Below are 18,375 nucleotides of genomic sequence, written 5' to 3'. Positions count from 1 at the left end.
CGGCCGTGTCCGTGGCCTATCAGGCCTGGATTCACAGGAGTTCGAGCAGCGCGGTCAGTGCGGGGTTGTCGTTGTCTTTGCGCCATACGAAGTCCAGCTCGACCGGGTGGGGATCGTCCGGCAGGTGCAGCGGGCGGTAGACGATTCCGGCGTAGCGCATGCTCGCCGCGGCCTCCGGGACGAGCGCCACTCCCCAGCCGTAGTTGACCAGGGCGAGGATGCTGTGGACCTGGCTGAGGTACTGGACGAAGACGGGGCGCACGCCCGCCGAGTGGAACGTGGTCAGCAACAGCTCATGGAAGTAGCGGGCTTCCACGGAGGAGTACATGAGGAACTCCTGGCCCTGGAAGGCGGCCAGTTCGAGGGGACCGTCGCCGCCGGTCGCCAGTGGGTGATCGGCGGGAAGAGCCGCGACCAGGCCCTCGCGGACGGCGGTGCGCGAGGTCAGGTCGGCGCCGATGGCGGTCGGTCTGATGAGGCCGAGGTCGAGTGAGCCCTCCCCGAGCGCCTCCATCTGATCGCGGCTGACCAGTTCGTGCAGCAGTATCTCCACCCCCGGCAGCGCGGAGCGCGAAGTGGCCAGCAGGGCGCCGAGCGCGGAGTAGGCGCTGGCCGCGGTGAAACCGATGGCGATCGACCCGGACTCTCCCGTGGACACCTGCCGCACGGAGAGGGCGGCGTGTTCGGCCTGGCGCACGATGCGGCGCGCTTCTCCCAGAAATGACCGGCCGGCCGGAGTGAGACGCACCGTCCGGTTGGTGCGGTCCAGGAGGCGGACCCCCAACTCGTGCTCGAGCAACTGGATCTGACGGCTCAGCGGCGGCTGCGTCATGCTCAGCCGCGCCGCAGCCCGTGTGAAGTGCAGTTCTTCCGCCACGGCCAGGAAACACGTCAGCTGGGTCAGGGTGAACAATCACGTACTCCTTCACGACCACTGTCATGCGCATCTCGCATCGTGACATCTAAAACTTATGTTGGACGTAAATCAATGGCGGACCTAGCGTCAGGAGGGTCCGGCAGGGGCGGCGCGATCCGGCCGCGGTTTTCCGGACACAGTGACGGCTCCGGCCCGTTGCGGCGGACCAGGTCCGTTCCCCCTCATGCCGACTCAGGGACACGAAGTGGTGACCACGACGAACACGACCCCCCGCAGCTTCCAGACGGCGGGCGACGCCACACTGGACCGCATCGCCTGGCTGCGACTGTCCTCGGTGACACTGCCGCTGGCGACGCCCATCAGCGACGCGAAGGTCTTCACCGGCCGTCAGAAGCCCATGACCGAGGTGGCCTTCCTCTTCGTCGAGATCGCCACCGAACAGGGGCACGAAGGCGTCGGCTTCAGCTACTCCAAGCGCGCCGGCGGCCCCGGTCAGTTCGCCCATGCCAAGGAGATCGCCGACCACCTGATCGGCGAGGACCCCAGCGACATCGGCCGCATATGGACCAAGCTCGTGTGGGCCGGAGCCTCGGTCGGACGCAGCGGTCTGGCCACCCAGGCCGTCGCCGCCTTCGACGTCGCTCTGTGGGACCTGAAGGCCAAGCGAGCCGGTCTGCCACTGGCCAAACTCCTGGGCGCCCACCGCGACTCGGTGCGCTGCTACAACACCTCCGGCGGCTTCCTGCACACCCCCACCGAGCAGGTCCTCGACAACGCCACCGCCTCCCTGGCCAGCGGCATCGGCGGCATCAAGATCAAGGTCGGGCACCCCGACGGCACGTACGACCTCGCCCGCCTGAGCGCGGTGCGCGAGCATGTCGGCGACGACGTCCCGCTCATGGTCGACGCCAACCAGCAGTGGGACCGCCCCACCGCCCAGCGCATGGGCCGCGCGCTGGAGAAGTTCAACCTCGTCTGGATCGAGGAGCCGCTCGACGCCTATGACGCCAAGGGGCACGCGGCGCTCGCCGCCTCCCTCGACACACCCGTCGCCACCGGCGAGATGCTCGCGTCCGTCGCCGAACACGTGGAACTGATCCGGCACGACGCCGCCGACATCATCCAGCCCGACGCCCCTCGCATCGGCGGCATCACCCAGTTCCTCAAGCTCGCCGCTCTCGCCGAACACCACCAGCTGCAGCTCGCCCCGCACTTCGCGATGGAGATCCACCTCCACCTCGCCGCCGCGTACCCGATCGAGCCCTGGGTGGAGCACTTCGACTGGCTGGAGCCCCTGTTCAACGAGCGCCTGGAGATCAGCGACGGCCGGATGCACATCTCCTCCCGCCCCGGACTCGGCTTCACCCTCAGCGACCAGGCCCGCGCCTGGACGGTGGCAGACCACGAGGTCGGCACCCGCCCCTGACACCAGTCCGGCACCCAGCCCGCGAAATCCTCCACTTCCCGATCGACGTTTCGCCGTGAGCAGTCGAAGACGTACGCGGCCCTTTTACGTTCTCGCGCAGGATCTCCGCGCCCCAGTGACCCAGGAGAAGTACCCCATGACGCGCTTCACCCCGGCCGAACTCGGCCGCCGCATCGGCTCCGGCCTGCTGTCCTTCCCGGTGACGCACTTTGCCGCCGATCTGTCCTTCGACGAGGACGCGTACCGCGAGAACATCGTCCGTCTGGGCAAGTACGATGCCGCCGGCCTGTTCGCCGCCGGCGGCACCGGGGAGTTCTTCTCCCTGACCCCCACCGAAGTGGAGCGCGTCGTCACCGCCGCCGTCGCCAGCGCCCCCGATGACACGCCCATCCTGGCGCCGGCGGGCTACGGTACCGCCACCGCCGCCGAGTTCGCCGCCGCCGCGGAGCGCGCCGGCGCCGACGGCATCCTGCTCTTCCCTCCCTACCTGACCGAAGCCGGGCAGGAGGGCCTTGCCCGGCATGTGGAGGCCGTCTGCCGCACCACCTCCCTCGGCGTCGTCATCTACAGCCGTGCCAACGCCGTCTACTCCGCCGACACGGTGGCCCGCCTCGCCGACTCCTGCCCCAACCTCATCGGCTACAAGGACGGCGTCGGCGACATCGACACCGTCACCCGCATTCACGCCCGGCTCGGCGACCGCCTCACCTACATCGGCGGGCTGCCCACCGCGGAGACTTACGCCCTGCCCTACCTGCAGCTCGGCGTGACGACCTACTCCTCGGCGATCTTCAACTTCCTGCCGGAGTTCGCCCTCGACTTCTACAGGGCGGTCCGCGAGCTGCGGCAGGCCGACGTCACTCGCATGCTCACGGACTTCGTCCTGCCTTACACCGAGATCCGCAACCGGCAGGCCGGTTACGCGGTCAGCATCGTCAAGGCCGGCATGACGGCCACCGGCCACCCGGCCGGCCCGGTCCGCCCCCCGCTCACCGACCTGTCCCCGCAGGATCTCGACGAGCTCACGGCCCTGATCGACAAGGTCCACCCCTCTGGTATCTGAGCCCCCGCTCCAGCCGCTTCTCGCGCGCACCGTCCCCGTACCCTTGAGGACCTTGCACGTGCGCTCCGCAGCTCCGGCGCGTCAGTCCCCTTGTCCGTCGGCCGCCGAGCTGACCGGCGAAGTGGCCTGCACCATAGGCCAGTTGTCCATGGTTGCCGACGCAGTCAGTGCTTGGTGGCCAACCGGTAGCCGGGAGGCGGGGCAGGTCAAGATGCCACCTGATCGTGCAGCAGATCCGCATTCGAGGAGGGCAGCTGCTCGGGGCAGCTGCCGTTCGGTGTCCTGGTATTGCTGTCCCTCAGCCGGTCAGCGATACGTGTGAGCCCCCGACTGTCAGCTGCAGGCCGGAGGCGAGCGGCTCGGCGTCCTTGAGGCTGATGCCGCCGGGCAGCCGTGTGAGGGTCTGCTGAATGTTCGTCGCGGAGCGGATCTGGTCCGCGGAGACTCCGGAAATCTGTGGCTCGCCCTGGGCGTGCAGACGCAGCGTGTCGCCCTCGACAGAGACCGAGCCGTACAGGGTGTGCCGGCCGCCGTCGGCGGTCTGGAGGGCAATCTTGACGCGGTTCTTGCCGCCGTCGGACAGTGAGGTGACCTTGACCTGGTCGCTGTTGGGGGCGGCGTGCAGCAGCTCGGCGTAGGGGACGAGCGCGGTGCCGGTCGCGTCGCGGGCCACGGCGGTTCTGTAGCTGTTGCTGAACTGGACTCCGTGGAGCCGCAGTTCGAGGTCCTCGACCCGCCCGGTGCCTCCGCCGGGCAGGGCTGATTCGTAGTGGTCGACGTGAGCGTCAAGCTCGTCGAGATCGTTCGCCGCGATCTGGGTCAGGAAAGGGAAGCCCGTGATGGACACCGAGGTGGACTCGCCGAACCCGGCCGAGGCACGCAGCTGGTCCTCGGCCCGTCCTTCGGCGATGCGGACGGCGAGTCGATCGGCACCCGTCAGAACGGCCGCGAGAATGACAGCTGCGATCAGAAGTCTTCGAAAAATGCGCATGAGCACACCCCAGCAAGGTATGTACCAGGACGCTGTGGTGGGCGTCACACTCAGGGCAACGGTCGGGTCACGGTAGCGGGGGAAACACGGCGTCCGGCTCGAAGTCCGCCGTGTACTGCGCGGAGTTGGCCTGTCTGTGCTGCCCGATCGAGGACTTGGCGACGGCGCGCTCAAGCGGTTTGCGCACCGTCTGTTCGCTGGTTGTCCGCGCATGGCCGCTGCGGCTCGCCCTGCGCGCCGAACGGGGCGCAGCCCTCGATCGATAGGCGAAGACACGAGGTTCATCGTGGAGGGGGCATCGTGTCCGTCGCCAGCGGCTCGATGGGCAATGGTCCATGCGCGTCGATCAGTTGAGCTCACGCATTCTGGGGCGTGCTGATGGCGACCAGTTCGACCTCGAAGCCGTCGGCGTTCTCCAGGTAGGCCGCGTAGTGCTGCTTGCCGTCGGCGTAAGGGTGAAGCTCGGGGAACATCAGGCTCCAGCCCCTGTGGGTCGCGTCGACGGTCAGCTTTTCGACGGTAGTGGCGTCCTCGACGTGAAAGGCCAGGTGGTTCAGCCCGGGCCTACGCCGGTCATACAGGTCGGAAGTGAGGGCCGGAGACTGCTCCAGGACCAAGTAGGTCGGCCCGAGAAGCCAGCTGCGGCCGGAGTCCCAGGTCTGCGAAACGGCGTAACCCAGCGTCTGCAGCAGCCAGCCGAGGGAGGCGGCGGCGCGATCGAGATCGGGAACCCAGATCTCTACGTGGTGCAGTGCCCCGTGTGTCGGCCGGTTCACGCCGCTTCTGCCTCCGCGCGCTCGACGAAGACGCCCCTCTTCTCGAACGTGCCGCGGGCCAGAGCGGCGAACCGGGTACTACGGGTGTCCCGTTGCCCATGGGGACGGGCAGACTCGACGATTGCCAGGACCATGGAGAGGGCGACTGTCGGACTGTCGGCGCCCTGCGTGAACTTGGCCCGGAGCCTGACTGCGGAGAAGGCCGACTTGCCTTCGCGGACGATCTCGCCGCTGAAAGCAGTACCGGTAGCGGTGGAGCCGTGGTCGTTCTCTACGCGGAGCACGTGCGTGCCTTCCCGACCCGCGCAGCCAGGCGGGCCTCCTCGATGGCCATCAGCCGGTCACTCGGGAACGTACCCCTTCACACCTCTGGATCGACATCGGGTGGGAACGCGAACCGAGGGACCGCGAGCCAACGGCCGGAGCACCTCCCCCCGCCCCCGTCTGTGGCGCGAAGCGGGCGGCAGCATGCCGACGATGCCTCCTGCCGAGAGGTGGAGTCCCTGCGCTGTGCTTCTGATGTGTCGTCGGCTGAGTCGGAGTGGCAGTTTCGTTTGCTGCCGCTCAGTCGCTGTCGAAGCCGCCCGAGTCCACGTCGACAGCGTCCCCGCTGCTCTCGCTGTCTGCCCAGTCGGACTCACCTGGCGGCCCGGCCGCCTCACGGCGCCGCGTTCGCGCCTTGTCGGAGAGGAAGACCCCGGTGATCAGGCCCGCTACGCACGCCAGCATGAGGGCGGTCCCGGAGAAGAACAGGGCCGACCAGTGCGGGCTGTCGGTGTCCACGTCGAGGGCGATGAAGAGGCCCAGGACCGGGAACACCCCGAAGATCCACGAACCACAGACGTTGAGCAGGGTCAGGCCCTCGTGGAGATCGGCGTAACCGTCGACGTCCCGTGGGGTCGCCGACCGCCCCGGCCGTGCGACCGGAAGCAGGGCGACCGACTGGAAGACCAGGCAGGCGAGTTGGATGACGGCATACTGCGCGAGCGAAGGAGGGCGCGACCAGCAGTACACCACCCCGGTCACCGCACTGACCCACGAGCCCGCGTTGCCCACGACCACCCACACCGAGCGGGACCGCACGAAGTCGGACACCGCATCGAGGAAGTCCTCCCAGAACCATGCCTGGGTGAACCTTCTCCGGCGGTGGTTGCTCCTGAAGCTGTCGAACATGCGCCGCCCCCTGTGCCGGTGCCCTGCCCCTGTCGTGCATCATGCCCACGCCCGCGAAGACGTCAACAGGTGAGGCTCAGATTCCGTCTGTGGGCCGACGCGTCGACGATTCGGCGGTGGTGTCGTGGTGAATGGCCCGGTCCAGGGCCGGCGGGCGGCGCCTTCACAGGGTGGTGACCGCGTCCTTCAGGAGCAGTACGGCGAGCGCGGCGAACGTCGTGCCGGCCGCGATGTTGACCGCGAGGGCCGCCCTGCGTCCCTGCATCAGGCCCTGGCCCAGGCGGCCGGCGCACAGCCCGATAGTGCTGTCCCAGACGAGGCCCATGGCGAGAAAGATCAGTCCCAGTATGAGGAGTTGCAGCCACAGCGGCCCGCTCTGCGGGTTGGTGAACCGGGGGAGGAACGCGGCGAAGAAGAGGACGGTCTTCGGGTTGAGCAGGTTGGTGACGACCGCGCGGCGCAGGATCTCGCGCTCGGGCGGCGGCGCCGACTCGGCCGGAGGCGTGGTCGTCGAGCGCAGGGTGGTCACGGCGAGCCGTGCGAGGTAGAGCCCGCCCGCCAGTTCCACGACCGTGAGCGCCACGGGGGTCGATTGCAGCAGGACGGCGAGACCGAGCGCGGCAGCCGTGACGTGGACGACCATGCCGAGCGCCATGCCTGTCGCGGAGAGCAGGCCCGCTCGTGGCCCGCGTTCCACGGCCACCGCGACGATGTACGCGGCGTCAGGCCCGGGCGCGATCGTGACCAGGGCGACAGCCGCCAGGTAGGCGGGGAGAAGAGTGAGATCCAGCATGCCGTCCTCCGGGGGTCCCTCGACCGCAGCCGCGTAACGCATTTATCTCTCTGAATACGTTACGCAGGGCAAGGGTGGAGCGCAACGGCATAAGTCCTCTCAACGCGTTACGCTGATGCCATGGCGATCACCATCTCACCACTCCCGCTGGGCGCTTTGACCCACCTGGTCAACGGGTGGGGGACCCGGCCGCGCCAGGAAGGCGGCCGCACGCAGGAGCCGCTGCCGTCGGTGGACACCCTCACGGACCTGGGCCTTCCCGATGACGTACGGAACGGGCTGACCGGCCAGGCGCTGGTCGCCGCGGCGGACGCGCTGCACCCGGTGTTCGCCGCCACCGACGCTGCCACCTGCGCCCGGCGGCTGACCCGGCTGCTGTCCACCGGCGGCACGCGCCCGGTCCTCGACGCCGTGGACGACGACCGGCTCGACGCCGTCTGGAGCGTGGGCAGCGCCGACCGTGCACTCGTCGCGGCGGCGGCACTCGCTCTGCGGCAGTACCTCGGGGAACAGGGCTTCGCCCGCGTCGGCGTGTGCACGGGCGGTCGCTGCGCCGATGTCTACGTCGACCAGTCGCCGGGTGGTCGCCGCCGCTTCTGCTCGGTCACGTGCCAGAACCGCGCGCGGGTGGCCGCCTTCCGCAGCCGGAAGGCGGCCACCGCTGCCGAGTGAGCGCGTCGCCTCTGCCGGGGTGCCCGCGTGACGGTCTGTCAGGCCGGACCGGCCGTGGGGGCGGTTCGGCCGGTTGGCGGGGGTGAGTGTCCGGGAGTTCGGACGAGTGGTCGGGTCCGTGGGGCGTGCAAGCCGTGGCGTGGAGGGGCGGGCCGGAAGTGGTAGGCCGGTCCTCCTGGTCCGCCCGGTGGATCGGAGCCGGAGACCGCCCACATTGGTTGACGCTCAATGGATTGATGACTGTCATTGTTTTGACAATGGTCCTCAAATTAAGCAGAATATGCTTGTGTCGAATCCGGGTGACGAGCGGGAACTTACTGAAGCGGTGGTGGCGTTGAGGGCTGCCGAGGAGCGGGTCGCTGCCGCGCTGCGCGTGTTCTTGGCCCGCGATCCCATCACGGGCCGACCGGTTCACGGCCGGATCGGGCGGGCGGCGGACATCACCGGGTGGGGGCAGCAGCGCGTGAAGGAGACGGTCACCCCGGCGCTGGCCGAGCGTCGCCGGTCCCAGCGGGGCGACTCGAAGGAGGGGGGCCGCCGATGAGCGACTTCGACGCGATCGACTCCCTGCTCGCCTCCGTTGCGCCGGAGGCCGAGCTGCCTGATGCGCAGGCCCGGCGGGAACTGCGTGAGCAGGCCGGACTGTCGATGGCGCAGGTGGCGCGGGCTCTGGGTGTGAGTCCCTCCACCGTGGGCGGCTGGGAGACGGGGCGCCGCGCCCCGTCCGGCGAGGTGCGGACCAGGTACGCCTACCTTCTGGACGGCCTGACCGCGAAACTCGCGCCGTCGCCGTCGCCGTCGCCCTCGGGCGGCGAGCCGGCGGCCGACGCCCCCGTGCTACCCGGATCCCCGGAAGCGGGCGGCCCGCCTCCTTCCGGCCCGTCATGGACCGACGGCGATGCGCGGAACGCGGCCCGCACGGAGGGTGGCGGAGACGCGGACGATGCCGAGGACGTCGAAGTGCTGGGGGCTCCGGAGCCGTGCGTGTTGTGCGGGAATCCGGCGGGGCAGCGGGTGGCGGGCTTTCCGCAGCACCTCGACCCGGCCGACTGCAGCAGCGTGACACCGCAGCCCGAGGACGCTGCACCGCCCGCCCCTCAACCGGAACCTGCCCGGCCGGCGAGCCGTCGACCCACCCGCCGCGCCTTCCAGCCCTCCGGCGAAGCGGTGGACCTGATCGGCCAGGCCGTGCAGGCCGCGCTCGCCCAGCATCAGGGCGACGTGGAGGCCGCGACGGCGGCGCTGGTGAAGAAGGCGATCCCGGACGCGATGGCTCTCCTTGACACCACCCGCAAGGGCGGCCGCTACGACGTGGTCGCGCATCCGTGGATGCCGGACGTTCTGAAGAAGCAGTCCTCGCGCGGCGCCGACCAGGTGTGGGAGGCTCGCCCCAAGTGGACCCGGCACGAACTGCCGCCCGGTGAGCACGAGGTGACCGCCCTCGACATCAACGGCGCCTATCTGTCCGCCCTCAAAACCCATTTGCCGCTGGGGCAGCTGGAGCACTCCGCGGGCGGCGTCGGTCACGACCGCCGCCGGGCCGGCATCCACCTGATCACCCCGCCGCACTGGGACCACGAGGCTGTCCTGCCGAACCCGGTCGGGCAGCGCGACGAGCCCGGCCCGCTGTGGGTGACCGAGCCGACGCTGCGCCTGCTGCTCCGCCTGTCGGGTCCGAAGTACGGCCTCTGCGAACCCCCGGTGATCCACGAGTCCTACACCTCCGGGGCGACCGAGGGCCTGCTGGAGAAGTTCCGGATCGCGCTGAAGGACGCCCGCGACACGGCAATCGCCGACGGCGACGAGGTGACGCTGGAATACGTGAAAGCGATGTACTCCAAGTTCGTCTCCACGATGGGGGAGTCGAACTACAACCGGGAACTGTACCGGCCGGACTGGATGCACCTCATCCGCTCGCAGGCCTTCGCCAACCTGTGGATGAAGGCTTTGAAGGCCCACGAAGAGGGCCTGAGCGTGGTCCGCGCGATGGGCACCGACGAACTCCACGTCATCGGTGACTGGCGCCGTGTCTTCGCCGAGGGCCGCGGCGTTACCGAGGTCAAGGTCAAGGACCGCTACACGGCCGGCACCAGCACCGACCAGACCCCGCACCCCGGGGAGGGGGAGTAAATGCCCGACAGGAATCTGGAGTTCGGCAAGTTCGGCGCCCGCGGCATCAAGGGCTACGAGGCCGCGGCCCGCCAGCTCGATGCCCTCGCCGGCTTCATCGCCACTCCCGTCACCCAGCGCCGCGGCATGCTGGCCCGCCTGCACTACCTCACCCGCACCGCTCACGCCAAGGCAGCCGCCCGCGCCGCCGGCCTCACGGTCACCGACCGCACCCTCAAGCGCTGGGCCGAGGGCAAAGCGACACCGTCGAAGAAGAGCCTGGCCCAGCTGGACGCCGTCTACCTTCGCGTACGCCGTCAGAACATCGCCCGCCACCTCCTGCAGCGCCTCAACCGGCAAGGACGCGGCACCCGGGTCGAGTTCCACCCGCTCAACCAGTCACAGGTCTCCCGCCCCCTCCAGCGCGACGTCTCCTTCCGCACCCTGAACGTAAGGAACTGGGACCGGATGGTTCAGGCATGGGTGGCCGACGACGACGCGACCATGGACGAGGCCTGGTTCGGCGACATCACCGCCGACCTCGGCTCCGACTACGGCGCTTACGAATACGTCATGAACATCGGCTTCGCCGCCTGACCAAGCCCACCTGCGCGTCGCAACCAGACCGACCCGCGCCCGCGCCTGCGGGATGGACAGCTGCCGTGGGGACGAGGTTTGTGACGGTTCTTGTGAGTCCCCGTCGTATTTGAGAGGGATACCCGCGCTGCTCTGCCAGCGGCAGAACAGCGGCCGGACCGTGCTCGACGATCACTACAGTCCGGTCCCATGACGACGATGACGACGCGCACGGTCGAGTATCCGGCCGACGGTCTGACGATGATCGGCCACCTCGCGCTCCCGGCCGGTGCCGACCGCCGGCCCGCGGTGCTGCTCGGGCCAGAGGGCACGGGGCTCAGCGACGTGGAGCGCCGCCGGGCCGATGCTCTCGCCGAGCTGGGATACATAGCGCTGGCCTTCGACCTCCACGGCGGGCGCTATTTGAGCGACCCCGAGGAGATGCTGGCCCGTTGCATGCCACTGCTCGCTGATCCCTACCGGATGCGGGGCATCGGCCATGCGGCGCTCGACGTGTTGCGCGCCGAACCGCGGACCGATTCCGACCGGATCGCCGCCGTCGGCTACGGCACCGGGGGCGCCGTCGGGCTGGAACTCGGGCGCGACGGCGTCAACCTGCGCGCGATCGCGACAGTCAACGCACTGACCACGGGCCGACCGGGCGAGGCGACGCGCATTCGCTGCCCGGTGTGGGCCGGAGTCGGGTCGGAAGACCCGATCATGCCGCCCGCGCAACGGGACGCATTCACTGCCGAGATGCAGGCCGCGGGCGTCGACTGGCGCCTCGCGGTCTACGGCGGCGCCTTGCACGCCTTCCACCACCCAACGGTCGACCACCCCACGGTCCCCGGCGTCGGCTACCACCCACAGCACGCGCAGCGAGCCTGGCGCGACGTCGTCGACCTCCTCGCCGAGTGCCTGCCCGTGACAGAGAATCTGGGGGCATGACCCAGGCAAACATGCTGGCACCTGGCTTGGCCGACGTCATCCCTGGGACGCCTCAAGCAGCGTGGACGGGTCGGCAGATCGGGGCATGGATGATGCGTTGGGCGGTCTTGACCGGCAGGTGGAGGAAGGACTTGGCACGGGCAACAAAGGTGCCCGCGTAGGCCAAGTCGGCCCAGACGATGGCGATTTCGGGGCGCATCAGCCGGAGCCGGAAGAGGGCTTTTCGGGCGGCGAAGCCGTCGTCCGGCGTCACAGCTGGTCGCGTATGAGGATGAAGACGCCCGCAGTGGGCCGGCGCGTGAAGAACCCGAACACCGTCTTGAAGGGCGGGTAATCCTGCGGCAGCGCGGCCCATGTGCTGCCGGTGTCGACGAGATGGCGCAGGGCGTCGACGATCTCCCGACGTGGGCGGGCCTCCGGCCTGTCGCCGCCGGGGGGTATCGCAAGCCGGCACCGGCAACAACGCAACGGCTCGATCAGGGCCCGTTCCAGGTCCGTCGTGTCCGAGGGGTGTCAACGCCGGCGCATGACGTCCGCCTCCCGCTTCTACGCGCACGCGGGCCACCTCGTAGGTCTCCAGCTCGTTCGGATCCGCATCTCCCCGGTGCCGTGACCAGGGGCCCCTCGTCGACGTCGACCTGCCCGGTGTCCACTGCGTCGAGAAACCACTCGCAGGTGGCACGGACCGGGTCGACGATGCGGTGCACGGTCGGATCGCACGGCTCCTCGGTTCCTTCGAACTGCTGCTCGTGGGCCTCAAGCAGCTTGCGGGACTGCTCGACGCGCGGTCCGACACGCTTGACACACGTATGCCCGTGCCGGATTGTTATCACCTGTCAATACAGTGACGTACTAACACGTGTGCAGTACGTCCTCGTGAAGGTGAGGCAAGCTGTGATCAGCAGGCGCGGGGTGACGCAGGCCATGGCGACGATGGCGGGGGCGGTCGGACTTTTCGGGGTGGGGCAGAGTTCGGCCCGCGCCCAGGGCGTGGCGTCGGGGTCCGTGCAGGGCGGGCCGGGTTCGTGGGCGGGGCGAGGACTCGGTCCCGTGCGCCACGTGCGTACCGGCGTCCTGGACATCGCCTACCACGACGTCGGCCCTGCCGGCGGTGTGCCGGTGATCCTCCTGCACGGCTGGCCCTTCAGCCCGGCGGGTTCCTACGCGGAAGTGGCACCGGCGCTCGCCGCGCGGGGCTATCGCTGCTACATCCCCTATCTGCGCGGCCACGGGGAGACTTCCTTCCTCCGTGACGACACGTTCCGGTCCGGTGAACAGGCCGCGCTGGGTGCGGACCTGATCGATTTCATGGACGCCCTGCACATCCGCAGGGCGCTGTACGCCGGATACGACTGGGGTGGCCGGGCCGGCGACGTGGCCGCGGCACTCTGGCCGGAGCGCTGCTCGGGGTTGGTGTCCGTGAACGGTTACCTCATCCAGAACCTCGCGGTCGCCGAGGAGCCGTTGGCGCCTTCCGTCGAATCCGGCTACTGGTACTTCTTCTACTTCCTCACCGAGCGGGGGAGGAAGGGGCTGCTGCGGAACAGGGAAGCCTTGGCTCGTGTCGTCTGGCAGCGCAACTCGCCCGAATGGCAGTTCACCGAGGCGGAGTTCGCGCAGGCTGCGCAGTTGTGGACCAACCCCGACTACGTCGACGTCGTGATCCACGGCTACCGTCACCGGCTGGGCGCCACTCCCGGTGATCCGCGCTACGCGGAACTGGAGAAACGGCTGCTGGACCAGCCGAAGATCGCCCCTCCCACCGTCACCCTGGACGGCAAGGCGGATGGCGTCACGCCATGGACCGACGGGAGCGGTTATGCGCCGCACTTCTCGGGTCCCTGGGTGCACCACGTGGTTCCGGGCGCCGGTCACAACCTCCCGCAGGAACGCCCAGAAGCGTTCATCTCCGCGGTCCAGGAGGCTCACGCGATGCGTTGATCCTCTGCGCCGGACGGCGTTCGGTGCAGGGTTCGGGCCGCCGCGGCGTCATGCCGCGGCGGCCCTTTCGTCTGACGTGTGGGCGAGGCGCACCTGTTACGAGCTGAGAACGTGATGGGCTTGCCCGTTATTGCGTCACCTGTCAGAGTGGTTACTCGCAGGGTGGGGCTAACTGGTTCCGCCCGCTCGACGATCCACGACATGCGCCATACAGGCCGTGCGGGATCACGGTCAGGGAGGCGGCGCCATGCGCAGCAGCAATCCGATCTTCACCCGAAGAGGCTTCCGACGTGGCGACGGGACCGCCGCGTCCGCCGCCGAACGGTCCCGGCCGGTGGGCGCCGTAGCCGGCGCCGATCTGTCCGGCGGAGTGCCGACCAACCCCTACGCCCAGTCGACCATCGAGCTCTCCGCGCCCGACGTGCGGGCCGAGGGCGCGGCGATGACGATCGACGACGTCGTGGTCCGCACCGCGGCCACGCTCGGCACGGTCGTGCTGACGGCCGCGCTGTCGTGGCTCCTGCTGCCCGTCGGTGACGCCGGCGCGGGACGCGCCCTCGGCATCGGCGCGGTCGCCGCCCTCGTCGCGTTCGCCCTGTCCATGGTCCAGACGTTCCGGCGCACACCCTCCCCGGCGCTGATCCTGGGCTACGCCGCCTTCGAGGGGGTCTTCCTCGGAGTCACCTCCGATGCCACGTCGACGTACATCGCACCGGGTGTCGTCGTTCAGGCGGTCCTGGGCACGATGGCCGTGTTCGCCGGCGTGCTGATCGCCTACAAGCGGCGCTGGATACGCGTCACCCGACGCTTCTACGGGTTCGTGCTCGGCGCGGCCCTCGGCTTCCTGCTGCTGATGGTGGCCGACCTGCTGTTCTCCGCCTTCGGCGCCAGCGGCGGTCTCGGCTTCGACAGCGGGGCCACGGGTGTGCTGTTCGGTGTCATCGGCATCGTCCTGGGCGCGTGCTTCCTCGCCCTGGACTTCAAGCAGGTCGAGGACGGCATCGCCTACGGCGCCCCGCGGGACGAAGCCTGGTTCGCGGCCTTCGGCCTCACCGTCACCCTGGTCTGGATCTACCTCGAAGCGCTCCGGCTGCTGTCGATCCTGCGGGGCAACGACTGACGACCGGCCGGCGCGCCGGCCGCCGACGACACGTATGAACACGACGTGGACGGTGTGGCGGAGTGAACGAGCGGAAGGGGAGGGCGTGAACACCGTGGTGACGGAAGTCGAACGCGCCGAGGACGCAGTGCTGACCCTGGCGGCACAGGGAGGCGATGTGGCCGCTCTCGCGCAGCTGCTGGAGCGTCACCGCCCGGGCATGCGAGCCGTCGCGGTGAGCCTACTGGGGCCCGGCCCTGACGCGGACGACGTGATGCAGGAGGCTGCACTGGTGGCGCTGCGCCGCATCGGTGACGTACGGAATCCGGCAGCCGTGGGCCCGTGGCTGCGGATGGTGGTGCGCAACGCCGGACGGGCGGTGCTGCGCGACGCGCGGCGGATCGAACCGGTCGCGGACGTACCGACGCCGTCCCTGTCGATCACACCCGAGCAGGTACTCGACCGGCACACCATGCGGGACTGGATCTGGGAGGCCGTGGAGGCACTGTCCCCAGCCTTGCAACTGCCCGTCGTCCTGCGCTACTTCTCCTTGCGGCTCACCTCCTACCAGCAGATAGCCCGAGCCTGCGGGATACCGGTCGGCACGGTCCGCAGCCGGCTCAGCCAGGCGCGGACACGCCTCGCCCGGACGCTGGAGGCCACGGCCGAGGGCGCACACTCGGAGGCTCGCGCATGGACCGGAGCGGCATGGGCGGAGGCGCGGGCGACGCTGGTCGCCGCGGAGCGCGGCGAGTTCGCGACCGTGGTCGCGGACCGCTATGCATGGGATGTGTCGCTGCATGCCGGGGGCGAGCTTCTCGGCGGGACGGGGCTGCTGCTCGCGGGCATGGACAGCGACCTGTCCGCCGGGGTTCGCCAGCGCCCCGTCCATGTCATCGCCGGGCGCTCCCTGATGGTGTGGGAGATGGACCTCATCAGCCCGCCCGACGCGCCGGACCACTGTCCGCCCGGAGTCGCCTGGATCATGACCCTGCGCCAGGGCCGCGTCGACAGGCTGACCCTGTGTCACACACCGCGCCCCCGCTCCGGCGACGAGGGTGTCGCCGGGTGAGACATGTCCCGGCAGCCGTGGCTGATTTGCTGCTTACGCCTCGTTGAAACGTAAAGCACAGTGGCTCGGGAAGTATCTGTGTTCCACTCCCTTCCTCCATGCGACACATGTCGCACCCGAGCTCCGAGGTGAGATACATGACGTACCGATATGTGAGAAGCGCCGCGCTCGCAGCCGCCGCGGCGGCCCTGTGTGCCGCGGGAACCGCCCAGGCGCACGCGGCCGCCCCCGGTGGTGTCACCTTCTACACCGGGAGCAACCAGAGCGGGACCGCTGTGACGGCGGATCTCAGTAAGGACGGGCTCTGCCGGGAACTGCCGGCCCCTGCGCGCTCGTTCCTCGCCGTCTCGGACAAGGATGTCGACGTCTTCTTCAACTCCGAATGCCGGTCGGGTGCTCCTGGCCAGGAGGGGGACCTCTACTACCGGACCGGGACGCTCGGGCAGGGCAACTTTCCCTACGCCGCCGTCAGTTACCGCGTGCGCCCGGCCGGGTGAAGCGTGGGGCGTCCGGGCTGTGCACACCCGGACGCCCCAAACTGCGACTCTCTAGCGTAACCGTCTTGACTGGTTACTCGGGAGGGTGGAGACTGGTGGCAGTCCGGGTGACAAGCGGACGGGATCCACGAAGTGGAGGACGGTCATGAACAAGGAAGCCACCATCGACACCGCCGCGGCGGCGCGGCACGCACGCTTCGGGAAGCTCCCCGAGCGCGTCCGTGTCGAGGACACGACGCAGAGCGTGGACACCGGGCTGGCTGCCAGGGTCAACGGCACGTACAACCCTGAGGGGCAGTGGCAGTACTACTCCTGCCTGGCCCTCGATCTGGGCCTGTAGCAGCGACAGGCGACAGGTGTAACAGGCGACAGGTGTAAGCCACCGACTGGAGCGGTGATGCAGTGCCGGAGCGGCCCACAAGTGCTCACATGTAGTCTCGGATTCATGAGTGCCGTCGCAGATGCCACCGCCATCGCAAACCTGATCGTCAAGTATGCCGAGCTGGTCGACACCGGAGACCTGGCCGGGGTGGGTGAGATGTTCGCGGACGCCGTGTTCATCGGAAGTTCCGGACCGGTCCAGGGTCGGGACGGAGGCGTGGAGAAGATGCTCCGGGACAGCGTGATCCTCTACGAGGACGGCACACCGCGCACCCACCACGTCACGAGCAACATCGAGGTCGACGTCGACGAGCAGGCGGAGACCGCCACCGCTCGTTCCTACGTCACGGTGTTCCAGGCGGCTCCCGGCTTTCCGCTGCAGCCGGTGGCCGCGGGCCGCTATCGCGACCGCTTCACGCGCCGGGGCGGGCAGTGGCGATTCGTGGAGCGTCAGGTCGCTATCCATCTGGTGGGCGACGTGAGCCGCCACCTGCGCGCCTAGGTCGTGTCCGCAAAGTCCCTCCTGCCTCGCGACGCCTGGCACGCTTCCCCAAGCTCTCCGACAGGCTCCGAGCAGGGGAGACCCCATTCGCCGCACCGGGCACAAGGCCAAGTACACCCGGTCCCTCGTGGGTGTCGTGCGCCCGGCACGCCGAGAGCACGCTTCCCCAAGCTCTCAACTCCGTTCGAGCAGGGGAGACCCCATCGACGCCGCGGGGCCCGCCCTCCGGGCGGACGGAGGGTCTTTGCGGACACGACCTAGGAGCCGACCGGACCTCGCCACGTCCGCCGAGAGGTTCGGCGGGCGTAGCGGGCAAGTGGCTGAGCCCGGGTAAGGCGTGTAGGTCCCGTTCGGCGGGACCTACACGCCGGCCTCCGTCTCTGACACGAAGCGGAACACCGCCTGGTCGAACCGCTCGGGTTCCTCGACGTGACCGAAGTGGCCACTGTGCTCCAGGATCACCAGCCGCGAGTCCGGGATCAGGTCGTGCAACTCCTCGCTCCAGCGCACACCGCAGATCACGTCGTGCCGGCCCACGACGATCAGTGCGGGCACGTCCAGCGTTTTCAGAGCCATGCGATCGTCGATGAGATCGGGGGAGAGGTCCTCGTCCAGACCGGAGATGAAGACCGCACGCACCGCGTCGCGAAAGGGCGTCCAGCGCTCCTGGTCGCCCCAGTAGTCGGCGAAGTAGGAAGGCAGGACGCCGCGCGCCACCGTCGTGGTCTCCTCGTCGTCGGAGATGTTCGACATCGCCCCGAAGGCAGCGAGCACGTCCGCGAGACCGGGGTGTCCCGCGTGATCGGCGGCGAACTTCTCCACCATGCGCCCGGCCTCCGCGCCGTGCTCGGGACCGGTGAGCGGCGCGCCTTCGTACAGCACGACACCGGCGAGCCGTTCCGCCCGGTGAATTGCGTGATAAGCCGCGACGAAGGCGCCGTGCGAGTGCCCCAGCAGGTACACCTCGGGGACGCCCAGCCGGTTGATCAAGAGCTCCAGGAAGCGGCTGTACCGCTCCCGCGTGTAGCCGTGCGGGTGGGAGGGCAGCCGGCTTTCGGCACCGGTCCCGATCGGTTCCACGTAGACCATGGTCAGGTGCTGTTCCAGCAGCGGCATGCGCAGGTAGTCCCAGAGGATGCCGGGCCCGCCGGAGTGGACCAGACACACCGGACCGGTGCCGTGGACGTGATAGCGCTGAGTGATGCCGCCGACGGTGACGGCGTGCGGGCCGGGGGACAGGGGGCCGGACGCGGCGTCCGAACTCTTCGATGCCCCGGCGGTGTTCGCGGTGACGCTCATGGTGGCTCCGTTCGAGCGGAAGACAGCTGATGACACCGACACGATGCGGTGGCGGCGCCGAAGTTCGGCGCTGGTGCTGTGATCCGCGCCACGTCCGAAGGCGGGTCGTCGGGTCGTCACGTCATCCGTGGTGGCCTCGCCGCCACCCGGGAGCGCCCGATTGGATTGGCGCACATTTGC

22 protein-coding genes are annotated in these 18,375 nt (G+C 69.3%); 13 read left to right on the top strand and 9 right to left on the bottom strand.

Annotated features, from left to right (window positions below):
• Positions 1 to 31 precede the first annotated feature (31 nt).
• Positions 32 to 913, bottom strand: coding sequence for a LysR substrate-binding domain-containing protein (locus tag B072_RS0122520; RefSeq protein ID WP_018532241.1), 882 nt, complete (start codon positions 911 to 913; stop codon positions 32 to 34).
• Between the two features lie 208 nt (positions 914 to 1,121).
• Between B072_RS0122520 and B072_RS0122515 the strand changes: the two genes are divergently transcribed.
• Together B072_RS0122515 and kdgD are read left to right on the top strand one after the other, a co-directional pair.
• Positions 1,122 to 2,303 carry an L-talarate/galactarate dehydratase gene (locus tag B072_RS0122515; protein ID WP_018532240.1) on the top strand — a complete coding sequence of 394 codons (1,182 nt, stop codon included), beginning with the start codon at positions 1,122 to 1,124 and terminating at the stop codon, positions 2,301 to 2,303.
• 136 nt (positions 2,304 to 2,439) lie between these two features.
• Positions 2,440 to 3,366, top strand: coding sequence for a 5-dehydro-4-deoxyglucarate dehydratase (gene kdgD, locus B072_RS0122510; protein WP_026246171.1), 927 nt, complete (start codon positions 2,440 to 2,442; stop codon positions 3,364 to 3,366).
• Between the two features lie 298 nt (positions 3,367 to 3,664).
• On the opposite strand, the gene B072_RS0122505 is transcribed toward kdgD, so the two are convergent.
• The 5 genes from B072_RS0122505 to B072_RS0122485 form a co-directional block, all read right to left on the bottom strand.
• On the bottom strand, positions 3,665 to 4,357 hold the full coding sequence (locus B072_RS0122505; RefSeq protein WP_018532238.1) for a DUF2993 domain-containing protein: 693 nt from the start codon (positions 4,355 to 4,357) through the stop codon (positions 3,665 to 3,667).
• Positions 4,358 to 4,713: 356 nt separating this feature from the next.
• Complete coding sequence (locus B072_RS0122500) at positions 4,714 to 5,133, bottom strand: VOC family protein (protein ID WP_018532237.1); 420 nt, start codon at positions 5,131 to 5,133, stop codon at positions 4,714 to 4,716.
• Positions 5,130 to 5,417: a hypothetical protein gene (locus B072_RS43815; protein WP_018532236.1), complete on the bottom strand. Its 288-nt coding sequence runs from the start codon at positions 5,415 to 5,417 to the stop codon at positions 5,130 to 5,132. The genes B072_RS0122500 and B072_RS43815 overlap by 4 nt, the downstream gene beginning before the upstream one ends.
• A gap of 280 nt (positions 5,418 to 5,697) precedes the next feature.
• Positions 5,698 to 6,306 carry a hypothetical protein gene (locus B072_RS45630; RefSeq protein ID WP_018532235.1) on the bottom strand — a complete coding sequence of 203 codons (609 nt, stop codon included), beginning with the start codon at positions 6,304 to 6,306 and terminating at the stop codon, positions 5,698 to 5,700.
• 163 nt (positions 6,307 to 6,469) lie between these two features.
• Positions 6,470 to 7,099 (bottom strand): LysE family translocator, encoded by a 630-nt coding sequence (locus B072_RS0122485; protein WP_018532234.1) that lies wholly within the window; start codon positions 7,097 to 7,099, stop codon positions 6,470 to 6,472.
• A gap of 120 nt (positions 7,100 to 7,219) precedes the next feature.
• On the opposite strand from B072_RS0122485, the gene B072_RS49275 reads away from it, so the two are divergent.
• The 5 genes from B072_RS49275 (at position 7,220) to B072_RS0122460 (ending at position 11,404) form a co-directional block, all read left to right on the top strand.
• Positions 7,220 to 7,771 carry a CGNR zinc finger domain-containing protein gene (locus tag B072_RS49275; protein WP_018532233.1) on the top strand — a complete coding sequence of 184 codons (552 nt, stop codon included), beginning with the start codon at positions 7,220 to 7,222 and terminating at the stop codon, positions 7,769 to 7,771.
• 286 nt (positions 7,772 to 8,057) lie between these two features.
• Positions 8,058 to 8,315, top strand: coding sequence for a hypothetical protein (locus tag B072_RS0122475; RefSeq protein WP_234018904.1), 258 nt, complete (start codon positions 8,058 to 8,060; stop codon positions 8,313 to 8,315).
• A complete protein-coding gene (locus tag B072_RS0122470) occupies positions 8,312 to 9,901 on the top strand; it encodes a helix-turn-helix domain-containing protein (protein WP_018532231.1) in 1,590 nt (529 codons plus the stop codon). The genes B072_RS0122475 and B072_RS0122470 overlap by 4 nt, the downstream gene beginning before the upstream one ends.
• Positions 9,902 to 10,477 carry a hypothetical protein gene (locus B072_RS0122465; protein ID WP_018532230.1) on the top strand — a complete coding sequence of 192 codons (576 nt, stop codon included), beginning with the start codon at positions 9,902 to 9,904 and terminating at the stop codon, positions 10,475 to 10,477.
• 189 nt (positions 10,478 to 10,666) lie between these two features.
• On the top strand, positions 10,667 to 11,404 hold the full coding sequence (locus B072_RS0122460) for a dienelactone hydrolase family protein (protein ID WP_026246170.1): 738 nt from the start codon (positions 10,667 to 10,669) through the stop codon (positions 11,402 to 11,404).
• 52 nt (positions 11,405 to 11,456) lie between these two features.
• Here the strand turns inward: B072_RS0122460 and B072_RS45620 are convergent, their stop codons facing one another.
• Positions 11,457 to 11,657, bottom strand: coding sequence for a hypothetical protein (locus B072_RS45620; RefSeq protein ID WP_026246169.1), 201 nt, complete (start codon positions 11,655 to 11,657; stop codon positions 11,457 to 11,459).
• A complete protein-coding gene (locus B072_RS49985; protein WP_078506540.1) occupies positions 11,654 to 11,896 on the bottom strand; it encodes a transposase in 243 nt (80 codons plus the stop codon). The genes B072_RS45620 and B072_RS49985 overlap by 4 nt, the downstream gene beginning before the upstream one ends.
• Positions 11,897 to 12,298: 402 nt before the next feature.
• On the opposite strand from B072_RS49985, the gene B072_RS0122445 reads away from it, so the two are divergent.
• The 6 genes from B072_RS0122445 to B072_RS0122420 all read left to right on the top strand — a co-directional run bounded on the left by B072_RS0122445 (position 12,299) and on the right by B072_RS0122420 (position 16,896).
• The gene (locus B072_RS0122445; protein ID WP_026246167.1) at positions 12,299 to 13,345 is read left to right on the top strand and encodes an alpha/beta fold hydrolase; all 1,047 of its coding nucleotides are present in this window, start codon (positions 12,299 to 12,301) and stop codon (positions 13,343 to 13,345) included.
• A gap of 247 nt (positions 13,346 to 13,592) precedes the next feature.
• Positions 13,593 to 14,465 carry a Bax inhibitor-1/YccA family membrane protein gene (locus B072_RS0122440; protein ID WP_018532227.1) on the top strand — a complete coding sequence of 291 codons (873 nt, stop codon included), beginning with the start codon at positions 13,593 to 13,595 and terminating at the stop codon, positions 14,463 to 14,465.
• Between the two features lie 85 nt (positions 14,466 to 14,550).
• Positions 14,551 to 15,516: an RNA polymerase sigma factor gene (locus tag B072_RS0122435; protein ID WP_018532226.1), complete on the top strand. Its 966-nt coding sequence runs from the start codon at positions 14,551 to 14,553 to the stop codon at positions 15,514 to 15,516.
• A gap of 137 nt (positions 15,517 to 15,653) precedes the next feature.
• Complete coding sequence (locus B072_RS0122430; RefSeq protein WP_043244507.1) at positions 15,654 to 16,013, top strand: hypothetical protein; 360 nt, start codon at positions 15,654 to 15,656, stop codon at positions 16,011 to 16,013.
• A gap of 145 nt (positions 16,014 to 16,158) precedes the next feature.
• Positions 16,159 to 16,353, top strand: coding sequence for a hypothetical protein (locus B072_RS0122425; RefSeq protein ID WP_018532224.1), 195 nt, complete (start codon positions 16,159 to 16,161; stop codon positions 16,351 to 16,353).
• A 105-nt stretch (positions 16,354 to 16,458) separates the two neighbouring features.
• Entirely contained in the window at positions 16,459 to 16,896 is a 438-nt protein-coding gene (locus tag B072_RS0122420) for a nuclear transport factor 2 family protein (protein WP_018532223.1), read from the top strand.
• Positions 16,897 to 17,256: 360 nt separating this feature from the next.
• Here the strand turns inward: B072_RS0122420 and B072_RS0122415 are convergent, their stop codons facing one another.
• A complete protein-coding gene (locus B072_RS0122415; RefSeq protein ID WP_018532222.1) occupies positions 17,257 to 18,195 on the bottom strand; it encodes an alpha/beta fold hydrolase in 939 nt (312 codons plus the stop codon).
• Between the last annotated feature and the right edge of the window lie 180 nt (positions 18,196 to 18,375).

Origin of the sequence: Streptomyces sp. HmicA12 (assembly GCF_000373565.1) — a bacterium.
Taxonomy (GTDB): domain Bacteria; phylum Actinomycetota; class Actinomycetes; order Streptomycetales; family Streptomycetaceae; genus Streptomyces.
The sequence above is the reverse complement of the archived record's forward strand: the minus strand, read 5'-3'. Positions and strand labels throughout refer to the sequence as shown.

What these genes read in the sequence shown, in the direction of transcription:
- kdgD (WP_026246171.1), top strand. Translation starts at nt 2,440, where the DNA reads ATGACGCGCTTCACCCCGGCCGAACTCGGCCGCCGCATCGGCTCCGGC.
- B072_RS0122505 (WP_018532238.1), bottom strand. Translation starts at nt 4,357, where the DNA reads ATGCGCATTTTTCGAAGACTTCTGATCGCAGCTGTCATTCTCGCGGCC.
- B072_RS45630 (WP_018532235.1), bottom strand. Translation starts at nt 6,306, where the DNA reads ATGTTCGACAGCTTCAGGAGCAACCACCGCCGGAGAAGGTTCACCCAG.
- B072_RS0122485 (WP_018532234.1), bottom strand. Translation starts at nt 7,099, where the DNA reads ATGCTGGATCTCACTCTTCTCCCCGCCTACCTGGCGGCTGTCGCCCTG.
- B072_RS49275 (WP_018532233.1), top strand. Translation starts at nt 7,220, where the DNA reads ATGGCGATCACCATCTCACCACTCCCGCTGGGCGCTTTGACCCACCTG.
- B072_RS0122470 (WP_018532231.1), top strand. Translation starts at nt 8,312, where the DNA reads ATGAGCGACTTCGACGCGATCGACTCCCTGCTCGCCTCCGTTGCGCCG.
- B072_RS0122465 (WP_018532230.1), top strand. Translation starts at nt 9,902, where the DNA reads ATGCCCGACAGGAATCTGGAGTTCGGCAAGTTCGGCGCCCGCGGCATC.
- B072_RS0122460 (WP_026246170.1), top strand. Translation starts at nt 10,667, where the DNA reads ATGACGACGATGACGACGCGCACGGTCGAGTATCCGGCCGACGGTCTG.
- B072_RS0122440 (WP_018532227.1), top strand. Translation starts at nt 13,593, where the DNA reads ATGCGCAGCAGCAATCCGATCTTCACCCGAAGAGGCTTCCGACGTGGC.
- B072_RS0122430 (WP_043244507.1), top strand. Translation starts at nt 15,654, where the DNA reads ATGACGTACCGATATGTGAGAAGCGCCGCGCTCGCAGCCGCCGCGGCG.
- B072_RS0122425 (WP_018532224.1), top strand. Translation starts at nt 16,159, where the DNA reads ATGAACAAGGAAGCCACCATCGACACCGCCGCGGCGGCGCGGCACGCA.
- B072_RS0122420 (WP_018532223.1), top strand. Translation starts at nt 16,459, where the DNA reads ATGAGTGCCGTCGCAGATGCCACCGCCATCGCAAACCTGATCGTCAAG.
- B072_RS0122415 (WP_018532222.1), bottom strand. Translation starts at nt 18,195, where the DNA reads ATGAGCGTCACCGCGAACACCGCCGGGGCATCGAAGAGTTCGGACGCC.